Raw genomic sequence first — 8,906 nt, 5'->3', positions numbered from 1 at the left:
CGACCGCCTGCACGACAGCTTCCGTACGCCGCCGCGCCCCCGTGGTCAGCTCCCGCTCAATGCCGTTGTCCCGCAGGAGGACGGCGTACCGGCCGAGGTACCAGCCCGAGGGCGGGTTGTCGGGGTCGATGCCGTCCGTCCAGCCGTGGACGCGGACGTTGTGCACGAAGGGCTCGTCCTCGCGCGGGGTGCGCCAGTAGTCCCCGTCGCCGTCACAGCCGAACTGGACGCGGACCGTCTCCGGCAGGACCGGCCCGCCCCTGGTGGCTTCGGGGACCACCACGAAGGAACCGCGGACGTGCTGGCCCCGTACGACGTAGCGCGTCCGGCCGTGCTTCAGGAGGTGGACATCGAAGGTGAGCGGGCCGAGTGCAGGGTTGCTGGGACGGAGGTCAGAGCGGGTGCCCCGCATCAGATGATCATCTCCCTGGGAAGGTGAGCCGGGGGATACGCGGTCAGGTCAGCAGGTTGGCCAGCAAGGAGCGCAGGTCCTGCTCGCTGGCGCATCCGCCGGCCAGAAAGGCCAGTTGGTCGGTGACGCTGGCGTTGATGCTGGACGCGCGCTCGTCGGCGTCGTCGTGCACCTGGTCGTGCGCGTCCTCGTCGCCGAGTTCGCAGTAGGCGCCGTTGTTGTAGGCGTCGGCGGCCTTGTCGTGGACCGCTTCCAGTACGGCTTCGTCCAAGTCGCCTTCGTCGACGCCGAGTTCCTCAGCGAGAGCGTCGAGTGCGGGCGTGAGCTGCCAGACCGGAATGTCGCCGGCCAGGGTCACGGGCCTCCGGAGGGGCTGGAATTCAGCGAGGAATGGCGGTGGTTCACGCGGCGCAGGACTTCTCGTGCTGATGCAGGGCGGCCAGCACGGTGACGCCCAGCAGGCCGTCGCCGTCACCGGACAGCCAGTCCCGGACCGTGGCGTCCTCCGCAAGGCGGCCCAGGCGTGCCGCGAGGCCGACCGCGTCTACGTGCGGCGTTCCCTCTGCGTCACAGCCGGTCTCGTAGCTGCCCACTCCGGGCACGTGCGCAACGAGGTGGCCGTCCGCGGTCATGTACGGGTCTTGCCACAGGGTGAACACGGCGCTCGGAGCGCTGCTCCGCAGCAGATTCGCGAGGTCGTCGGAGCTGCCGAGCGTGGCCTCGTGCACGCCGTAGCAACGACCGAGTTCCAGATGCCGAGGCGGGGTCTCGCCTTGGCCCCATTCGAGGGCCAGGCTGAACTCGGCGATGGCTTCGAGGACGGCCGGCCGGTCGTTGTCGTCGACGGCGTAGACGTACAGCTGCAGCGGTGTGCGGTCGGACAAGTGACTCCTTGGTCTACGGGCGGGTGTGGTCGGAGGTGGTGACCGCCGTGGTGCGCCCGACGTGGTCGGTCAGGGTCCACAGGGCTTCGGTGACACCGGGATCGAGCTGCCGTTCCCGTGCCTCGGTGGCGGCGCCGGCCGCATCGTCGCCGTCGACGTCGATCTGCCAGGTCGCGATGTACCGGCCGGGCTCCGCGCCGAGCGGGACATCGGGGATGAGGACGAGGCTCTCCAGATCCAGTGCCCGGCCCCAGCCTGCGTGCTGGAGAGCCAGGGCGTAGGCGGCGCAGTGTTCCGGCTCCTGCGCCCAGGAGTCGTCGTCCGGGTTGTAGCGGACGATGACGTGCCGCGGTCCGGCACCGAGGGACAGGACGAGAAACTCGCCGGGGTCGTGTCCGCCGTCGGCGAGCGACGTGCGGATGGCCTCGACAGCCGTGTCGTTGGAGGGAGGGGCAGTAGAGGTCACGGGCAGGGCTCCAGGATGTGAGGAGAGGTCTGGTCGGCGCCGGCGAGCGCGTCCTGCAGAACCGCGATGCGCTGTCCCGTCTCGGCCACGGCGAACCGTGCGCGCTCCAGCGCTTGGCGGCGGCGGTCCATCTGGCTGCGGTAGCGCGTGAGGAACAGCAGTGCGGCCTGCCGATGCGCGGCGCGGTACAGGTCCTCGCGGTCGCTGCGTTGCCGCCAGTGCTCCAGTACGGCCGTGATCACGTTTCGGGCGTGGTCGCGTGTGCGCGGGGGTACCGGCTCGGGCCGCCCTGTCCGTCCCGAGCGGCGGGGGCGAATCGTCGAAGGGTCGTCCGCGTTGAACAGCAGGGGGTCGGCCAGAACGATGGCGTTGACGGTGAGGGGACGAGCTTTGGTCAGTCCGGGCGGGAGCTGGGGAGCTGGGTCGAAGATGACGTCCGCAGCGCGCGTCCTCGGTGCGGTCGGGTCATCGCCGGCGGCCGCGGGCGTGAGCATGAGGCAACCGCGGACGTGGGGCGCGTACAGGCGGTAGAGCGTCCAGGGCGTACCAGGGCGGGTGGTGGAGACCATCTCCAACTGCCCGTAACGGCCCAGGTCGCGAGTTGCCCGGGACTCGACGAGCCGAGGGGGCTGAGGCATGCCGGGGCCTTCCGCTGGATTCTTGGGAGAGGGCCTGGCCCGCTCCGGGGGGTGGGAGCGGGCCAGGCGGGGGTGCCGCCCGGTGAGGGGTGGGGGAGAAGCCGGGCGGCGGCACGGGGTCAGCGGTGCATCCACCGGAAGCGACCTTCTGACACATTAAGTATAGCTTCAACGATGCCGTAGCGTCAAGTTTTATGTGTCATTGGGGGTAGCGGTGAGGGCTGCTCACCGTGCCGTGACGAGCAGCCGATCCGGCAGGAACCGCTCCAGCTCCGGCAGGAGTCCTGCGTGCCGGAAGAGCGCCGGCCGCCCGGTCGACGGGGCGGAGCCGTGGGCGGCCCCGCGAGCGTAGGCGAGAGCTTCGTCCAGGGCCTTCGCGTAGTCGCCCCGCATGAACGCGCGAAGTCGCCAGGCGTAGCCCAGGCGCGTCCGGGCGCCTTCGGCGGGACGCTCCGCGAGTCGGACCAGGAGGAAGTGTCCTGCCGTCAGGTGTGCGACAGCGCGGAAGCCTGCGGCGCGGCAGGGCCGAGTTTCCGTGGCCGGGGTCAGCTCCAGCTCGGCCAGGCGGACGGAGCGGGCTATGGCGCGCCAAGTCTCCTCTGTGCGGGGCGGGATGGTGTGCGGGCGTGCTTCGCACGGAAGGCATGCGGGGTCCTCTCGAGGGATGTTGCGAACGACACGTAAAACTAAGCTCGAATGGCAATGCGGTCAAGTTTTACGTGTCACAATGGGAGTCGCTCCACCGGGAACGGAGGGGCGACCGGACGCTGGCGGACATGTCGGCGCACCCGGATTGTCAGTGCCGCCTGGAACCATGTCCTGGACGCATCCGTAGACAGAGCAGAACATGGAGCAACCCCATGAATCGCAGCGAGCTGGTGGCCGCGCTGGCCGACCGCGCCGAGGTCACCCGCAAGGACGCCGACGCCGTTCTGGCCGCGTTCGCCGAGACCGTCGGTGACGTCGTCGCCAAGGGCGACGAGAAGGTCACCATCCCCGGCTTCCTCGCCTTCGAGCGCACCCACCGTGCCGCCCGCACCGCCCGCAACCCCTCGACCGGCGAGCCGATCGACGTCCCGGCCGGCTACGGCGTGAAGGTGACCGCGGGCTCCAAGCTCAAGGAAGCTGCCAAGGGCAAGTAGCCCTCCCGCCCGGCCGCTGCGGCGCCCGCCCGCTCCGCAGCGGCCGTGAAGGCAAAATGCTTGCAGTGAATGTAGAATGCCTTCATGCCAGTGGTGCAAGTCCGCGATCTCCCTCCGGACGTCGTGGAGACCCTCAGAATCCGAGCTGCCCGCGCGCACCAGTCCCTCCAGGGCTACCTGCTGCAACTGCTCGTCGACCACGCCCAGACGCTCACGCCGGGCGAGGCGGCCGAGCGGGCGCGCGACATCGCAGAGCGCTCCTCGGTGATGACTCTGGACATCGCCCGGGCCCGAGACGCGGTGAGCGAGCAGCCGTGACGAACACCGTCGTCCTCGACACCGGCGCCCTGACCGCCTTCCTGGTCGGATCAGACGGGCAGGCCGAACAGATCCGTACCGAGGCCGCGTCCAACCGACTTGCGGTGCCGTTCGGCGCGGACCTGCAAGTGTCCGGGCTGCTGCACACCCTCGTTCAGCAGCCCGGCCTCCTTCCGGAGGCGGAAGCCATCCGGGCCCTGGAGCTCCTGCGCGTCATGCAGCTCGACCGCCACGACACAATGCCGCTCACGGCTCGCACCTGGAGCCTGCGGAAATTCCTGAGCCCGTACGACGCCGCGTGCGCAGCTCTCGCCGAGCTCCTGGACGCCGAACTGCTCACGACGAGCCCCGCGTTCGCCGCGGCGTCCCTTTCCTGCCCCATCCGCGATCTGCGGCACCCGGCCGGCGATCGCTCGTTGAACGTGAAGAGGAGCTGACGATGGCGGAGGTACGGCTGGCCGGCTGCGACGGTTGCATCGGCAGCGACCGCCCCGGATATCTCGTCTCCTGGTACGAGGATGACGACGAGATGAAGTGGGTCTGGAAGCGCTGCCCCAAGCAGTGCACCCCCGTCTCCCGCGCCGCCACCATCGAGCGCCTCACCCGCGAACGTGCCGAGCAGGAACAGCAGGTCGCACAGCAGCCGGCTCCGCCCAGCGCCGAACTGAGCCGCCCTGCGACGCACGCGCACCCGGCGAGCCCGCGGCCGGTTCCCGCCTACCGGGGGCGACCTGAACGCACCACGACTATGCCAGCCCGCCCGGCGCCCGCCCGGCGCCCGGTGCCCGTCTCCACATCGGCCACCGTCCGTCGCTGGCCCGCGGTAGCGCTGGACCACACCGACGACGGCTGGGTCCTGGACATCCGCGATGTGCCACCACCGGCCGGGAAGAAGCTGACTGACTGGGTCGCTTGGCTCGGCACCGGGCTCCCGCTGCGCGTCGAGCGCCTGCACGCGGCCGGCCGAGCTGGCGACGGCATGGTCTGCCTGACCGCGCCCGCCGTGAAGGCGCTCGGTCTGCCCGCGGCTCTCCCCACCACGGACAAGGCCCTGGCCGCGCTCAAGAAGAAGCTGGACATGGCAGCCGCCAGCGTGGGCATGGAGGTGTCGGAGGAGATCGGCCCGGTCTTCCACGTCTTTCGCCGGGCGGGCTCGGCCGGCGGACCGAAGGCGTCCCTGCGCGTCATCGTCACCCCCTGGCTCGGCCAGGGCAGCGAGAAGCAGAAGACCACCACCGGGATGACCGCGACCCTCGCCACGCTCCCCGGCGGCCAGCTGGACGCTCACGCTCTCGCCCGCCGGATCCGCGCCTTCGTCTCCGACATCGGCATCGCCCCCGGTGTGACGCCAGCGACCTCGAGCATGCTGCTCCTGGAGGCAGTCCGTCCCCGTTTGGAGCCCTACGAGGACCAAGAGGGGCAGTGGAAGCGCCGTCTGCGCGAGGGCGCGCTACCGGGCGGCGACACGACCGTCCCCCAGGCCGCCGGGGCCCGGCACCCCTTCACACGGGAACTGCTCGACCGCCGCGAAGCCATCTGCGAAGAAGAGGACTTCAAGTGGTGGGCCCGGCCGCTCACCGACACGGAAGCCGTGTTGGAGTGGGCCGTCGCCGTGGACGTCTGCGCCTCCTACCTCTCCGTCACCCAGACCTTGCCGTTGCCCGTGGGCCCGCTGCAGCACGTCACCGAACCGGTCTGGTCAACGAAGACCGCAGGCCTGTGGTGGTGCGACCTCACCGGCATCGAGACCGACCCCCTGCTGCCGCACCCCGCAACCTTCCACGGCATGCCGCCGACGGGTCCCGGCTGGTACGCCACTCCCACCGTGGCCTACATGACCACCGAGTACGGCTTCGACCCCACCACCATCACCGACGCGCTCCTGCCCGCTCTCCAGGACGAAGAGGGTCGGCCGCAGGACACGGCGCCGATCCTGAAGGAGTGGACGATCCGCCTTCGGGATGCCTACAAGCGCGTCTACAGCGTGCTCGGGCTCTCCGACGGACAGGACCCGGAGACCTTCCTCTCTGCATACGCCACCCACAAGAACATCGACCCGGCCGACGCCGACCGCGGCGACGCCCTGGTCCTCGCCACCCTCTACAAGCAGCTCTACAAGAACGGCATCGGCAAGTGGATGGACTACGCGCGCAAGTCCCACCCCGATGAGAACGACTGGCTCGAGAAGGTCGTCGCTCACTGGTCCTACCGCCCCGAACTCCGCTACCAGATCATCTCCGCCGCCCGCATCGCCGGCCACCGGCGTATGCGCAAGACCTACAACAAGACCGGGCGCGCGCCCTTCGCAGCCAACGTCGACTCCTACCTCTACGCCACCGAACAGCCGTCACCCCTCGAACTCCTGACCCCTGCCGAGAACGGCAAGCCCGTTGCCGGCGTGCTGCGCCTGGGCATCGCCCCCGGGTCGTCCAAGCACGAGGCGAGCATCCCGATGAACGCCGTCCTGGAGGCCATGGAGGCTGGCCAGCACCCGTCGCGCCTCGTGCACGCCTTCACCACCGACGGCACGGCGCTGCCCGACGCCGAGGCCGAGGAGAACGGAGACAGCCAGTCGTGAGCGGGGACAACGGGGAAGACGAGATCGACGGACCGGGCATGAACGTGCGGGTCAAGGAGTTCCTGTTCCGCTCCCGCACCGCACCCACCCGCGCCACCACCCAGGCCACCCACGTGCGCGACCGTAAGTTCAACGGTAGTACGAAGGCGATGGCCGCGGCCTACGGCGTCACCCCCCGCACGGTCTCCCGCTGGATCGACGGCTCCCGCAAGCCCGTGAAGTACGCCGACCGGCTGCAGCGCGACGCCACAGAAGTGCAGACCACCCCCCGCGGCCGGGAACGCCGGGCCCGGGAGATGGAAGCCCGCGGCGACCGCTCGGGCATCGGCGCGCGCGTCGGCCGAGCGCACACCTTCCAGGTCCGAGGCTCCGATGCCGTACGGGCACGCGACATCTACCTCGACCTCACCGGTGCCCAGGTTGCCGCTCTGGCACGGGCCACGGAGGAGAGCGAGGTCCAAGGCATCATCAAGCAGGCCCTGGCCGACAACTTCAACGGAGGCAGCGTCTACGGCGGTTTCTCCGCCGACGACTTCGAGTTCGACATCGACGACGTGGACTACTCCGGCTCCTGACCGACTACGACCTCGAAGACGGCAGCTGAGCCTGCGGCGGCTGTCCATCGGGCCGGGAGCGGTCGAGCCGGGCCGGCGCTCGTAACCGGAAGCGGGCACGGCTAGTTTCCCGTGTATGACTAACGGGTTCGACGCCGAGTTCGGCGGCATTCTGCACTCCGCGCGCGAGGTCCTGCCGGAGGCATCTGTCCTCCGTCTGGAGGGCAAACTGCGCCAGATCCGCGCCGAGCGGCCCGACCTGGGTGTGCCGGAGGTCGTGAAGATGGCCTTCGACGTCTTCGACGGCGAGGCGGTTGACGCCCGCATCGCCCTGGAGGAGGCAGGCGCGCGGGTCGATGAGGCGGCTGCGGCCGAAGCCGCCCACGCCGCGTCCGTCGGGCGCATCAAGGAGCGCACGTACGAGTTGGACTGTCTCGAATCTCAGTACCCCGGGAGGGCCACCATGGCCGAGGTCCTCGCCGACGCTGGGATCTCCTGGGCCTACCTCGGTCTGAGCGAGGAGGACGGCATCCTCGTCGAGGAAATTCGCCGCGGCATGAGGTGAGGCGGCGCCGTGCTCTGCTCGACGACGGCGCGGCCGCCACGGGCGGGCGCCTTCGCCCAGGACTCTCGTGCCGTAGCCGGTCATCAGGCAACCTCACCGGCACGAGCCGCCCGCGGGCCGGGCCTCCAGTGTCGGCACGCCGAGCCAGACTGGCGACATGGACATACCCCGCGACCCCGTCGTGGCCGAGCGGCGAATCCTCCCGGCGCTCCCTGATTCCGACCCCGAGATGGGTGAGATCCGCTGGGAGCGCTGGGAGCCCGCGCTGATCACGACGCACATCGACCCGACCTGCGTCACCTGCGCCTTCCCCGGCCCCCTGTCCACCGCCTTCGGCAAGACCTTCTACACGCCCCCGCCCTCACTGGCACGCGTCGAACGGTCCGTCCGGGGCCGGCCGTCGAAGTGGGCGACGGTCCAGCACCGCCCCTACTGGTGCATCACCCACTGGGCCGTGCGGTGCCCACGCTGCGACGAGATGCGCGTCTACCGGAAAGGGGACTGGACAGAGATCCACTACCGGCCGCCCACGACCGAGCGAGCCGTTCCGCCCACCGAGGACAACGTCCTCTTCTGACAAGCCCGTTGCCCCGGGCGTCACCGGATCGGATGTTGGGCGGCCGCCGCGCCGGTCAGCTCTTCGCGATCCACCGGGCCATTCCTTCGTAGGCGTCCAGGGTCTGTCCCTCAAACGGGCCGGCCTGCGCACGCAAGGTGTCGCCCAGCTCCTGGTAGAGCAGGTAGGCGCCACGCACGTCGCCTTGCTCACCGGTCAACTCGGCCAGTTGATGGTCAGTTTGACGACGTCGGGGTGAGCGGTCCCGTGCTGCGCCCGCAAGCAGTCCAGGCTCTGCCGGACCGCCGCAATCCCCTTCTCACCGCTCATGTGCTGCCTCCCTGGTTGACGTGCCCCGCGGCCGGCGACCGCGCCACGGTGCACTCCGGGCGCAGCGCGGCGGGCCATCTGGATTGCCGGCGGATGCTTACGGTTCCGCGAGCGCCTGAACCGTGGCCGCTGTCCCGGCCGCGTCACAGGGGCCGGCCATACGGCGCAGTACCCACCACAGGCGATCCGCGGACCCAGGTTCCCACGGCGTACGCAACTCGCCGGTCTGCGGGTCGAGTTCGCCTCGCCACTGGGCGAACCGCGCCGGAACGGAATCGTCCCAGAAGCGGTCACCCAGCCGGGACCCGGCCGGCGGGGTGGGCCCCGTGGCCCCCGTGAGAGGGTGCCCCAGCTCGGACAACCGCGCGGCCACCGCGCTCAGAGGACCCCAGACGACCTGACGCCGTCCGGCCATCGCCCGCGACAGCGCCAGCGCGCCGTCGCCCGCCGACAGAGCATCTGC

Annotated in this window: 14 protein-coding genes and 1 pseudogene; 7 read left to right on the top strand and 8 right to left on the bottom strand. The window is 70.3% G+C overall.

Annotated features, from left to right (window positions below; all coding sequences use genetic code 11):
* The 6 genes and pseudogenes from GA0115259_RS01030 to GA0115259_RS39890 all read right to left on the bottom strand — a co-directional run.
* Nucleotides 1–412, bottom strand: a pseudogene (locus GA0115259_RS01030) (hypothetical protein); the annotation flags it as partial.
* Between the two features lie 43 nt (nt 413–455).
* Nucleotides 456–770 carry a hypothetical protein gene (locus GA0115259_RS01025; protein WP_093589384.1) on the bottom strand — a complete coding sequence of 105 codons (315 nt, stop codon included), beginning with the start codon at nt 768–770 and terminating at the stop codon, nt 456–458.
* Nucleotides 771–813: 43 nt separating this feature from the next.
* Entirely contained in the window at nt 814–1,296 is a 483-nt protein-coding gene (locus tag GA0115259_RS01020) for a hypothetical protein (protein ID WP_093589381.1), read from the bottom strand.
* Between the two features lie 13 nt (nt 1,297–1,309).
* Nucleotides 1,310–1,762 (bottom strand): hypothetical protein, encoded by a 453-nt coding sequence (locus GA0115259_RS01015; RefSeq protein ID WP_093589378.1) that lies wholly within the window; start codon nt 1,760–1,762, stop codon nt 1,310–1,312.
* Nucleotides 1,759–2,400 (bottom strand): hypothetical protein, encoded by a 642-nt coding sequence (locus tag GA0115259_RS01010; RefSeq protein WP_141716411.1) that lies wholly within the window; start codon nt 2,398–2,400, stop codon nt 1,759–1,761. Before GA0115259_RS01010 ends, GA0115259_RS01015 begins: the two co-directional genes overlap by 4 nt.
* Nucleotides 2,401–2,625: 225 nt before the next feature.
* Nucleotides 2,626–2,793, bottom strand: a complete 168-nt coding sequence (locus GA0115259_RS39890; protein WP_161230253.1) for a hypothetical protein — start codon at nt 2,791–2,793, stop codon at nt 2,626–2,628.
* Between the two features lie 467 nt (nt 2,794–3,260).
* Between GA0115259_RS39890 and GA0115259_RS01005 the strand changes: the two genes are divergently transcribed.
* The 7 genes from GA0115259_RS01005 to GA0115259_RS00975 all read left to right on the top strand — a co-directional run bounded on the left by GA0115259_RS01005 (nt 3,261) and on the right by GA0115259_RS00975 (nt 8,134).
* Complete coding sequence (locus GA0115259_RS01005; RefSeq protein ID WP_093589372.1) at nt 3,261–3,542, top strand: HU family DNA-binding protein; 282 nt, start codon at nt 3,261–3,263, stop codon at nt 3,540–3,542.
* 84 nt (nt 3,543–3,626) lie between these two features.
* Nucleotides 3,627–3,860 carry a FitA-like ribbon-helix-helix domain-containing protein gene (locus tag GA0115259_RS41395; RefSeq protein ID WP_093589369.1) on the top strand — a complete coding sequence of 78 codons (234 nt, stop codon included), beginning with the start codon at nt 3,627–3,629 and terminating at the stop codon, nt 3,858–3,860.
* Complete coding sequence (locus tag GA0115259_RS41390) at nt 3,857–4,297, top strand: PIN domain-containing protein (protein WP_093589366.1); 441 nt, start codon at nt 3,857–3,859, stop codon at nt 4,295–4,297. Before GA0115259_RS41395 ends, GA0115259_RS41390 begins: the two co-directional genes overlap by 4 nt.
* A 2-nt stretch (nt 4,298–4,299) precedes the next feature.
* Nucleotides 4,300–6,438, top strand: coding sequence for a hypothetical protein (locus GA0115259_RS00990; RefSeq protein ID WP_093589363.1), 2,139 nt, complete (start codon nt 4,300–4,302; stop codon nt 6,436–6,438).
* Nucleotides 6,435–7,013, top strand: coding sequence for a helix-turn-helix domain-containing protein (locus tag GA0115259_RS00985; protein WP_093589360.1), 579 nt, complete (start codon nt 6,435–6,437; stop codon nt 7,011–7,013). Before GA0115259_RS00990 ends, GA0115259_RS00985 begins: the two co-directional genes overlap by 4 nt.
* Before the next feature lie 115 nt (nt 7,014–7,128).
* On the top strand, nt 7,129–7,557 hold the full coding sequence (locus GA0115259_RS00980) for a hypothetical protein (RefSeq protein WP_093589357.1): 429 nt from the start codon (nt 7,129–7,131) through the stop codon (nt 7,555–7,557).
* A gap of 157 nt (nt 7,558–7,714) precedes the next feature.
* Nucleotides 7,715–8,134: a hypothetical protein gene (locus GA0115259_RS00975; protein ID WP_141716410.1), complete on the top strand. Its 420-nt coding sequence runs from the start codon at nt 7,715–7,717 to the stop codon at nt 8,132–8,134.
* A gap of 55 nt (nt 8,135–8,189) precedes the next feature.
* Here the strand turns inward: GA0115259_RS00975 and GA0115259_RS41385 are convergent, their stop codons facing one another.
* Complete coding sequence (locus GA0115259_RS41385; RefSeq protein WP_256097864.1) at nt 8,190–8,312, bottom strand: hypothetical protein; 123 nt, start codon at nt 8,310–8,312, stop codon at nt 8,190–8,192.
* A 228-nt stretch (nt 8,313–8,540) separates the two neighbouring features.
* On the bottom strand, nt 8,541–8,906 hold a 366-nt coding region (locus GA0115259_RS41040; protein ID WP_218104195.1), incomplete at its 5' end, for a hypothetical protein.

The sequence above is a fragment of the Streptomyces sp. MnatMP-M17 genome, from assembly GCF_900091995.1.
GTDB lineage: Bacteria > Actinomycetota > Actinomycetes > Streptomycetales > Streptomycetaceae > Streptomyces.
The sequence above is the reverse complement of the archived record's forward strand: the minus strand, read 5'-3'. Positions and strand labels throughout refer to the sequence as shown.

What these genes read in the sequence shown, in the direction of transcription:
- GA0115259_RS00975 (WP_141716410.1), top strand. Translation starts at nt 7,715, where the DNA reads ATGGACATACCCCGCGACCCCGTCGTGGCCGAGCGGCGAATCCTCCCG.
- GA0115259_RS39890 (WP_161230253.1), bottom strand. Translation starts at nt 2,793, where the DNA reads ATGCGGGGCGACTACGCGAAGGCCCTGGACGAAGCTCTCGCCTACGCT.
- GA0115259_RS01010 (WP_141716411.1), bottom strand. Translation starts at nt 2,400, where the DNA reads ATGCCTCAGCCCCCTCGGCTCGTCGAGTCCCGGGCAACTCGCGACCTG.
- GA0115259_RS00990 (WP_093589363.1), top strand. Translation starts at nt 4,300, where the DNA reads ATGGCGGAGGTACGGCTGGCCGGCTGCGACGGTTGCATCGGCAGCGAC.
- GA0115259_RS01005 (WP_093589372.1), top strand. Translation starts at nt 3,261, where the DNA reads ATGAATCGCAGCGAGCTGGTGGCCGCGCTGGCCGACCGCGCCGAGGTC.
- GA0115259_RS00980 (WP_093589357.1), top strand. Translation starts at nt 7,129, where the DNA reads ATGACTAACGGGTTCGACGCCGAGTTCGGCGGCATTCTGCACTCCGCG.
- GA0115259_RS41395 (WP_093589369.1), top strand. Translation starts at nt 3,627, where the DNA reads ATGCCAGTGGTGCAAGTCCGCGATCTCCCTCCGGACGTCGTGGAGACC.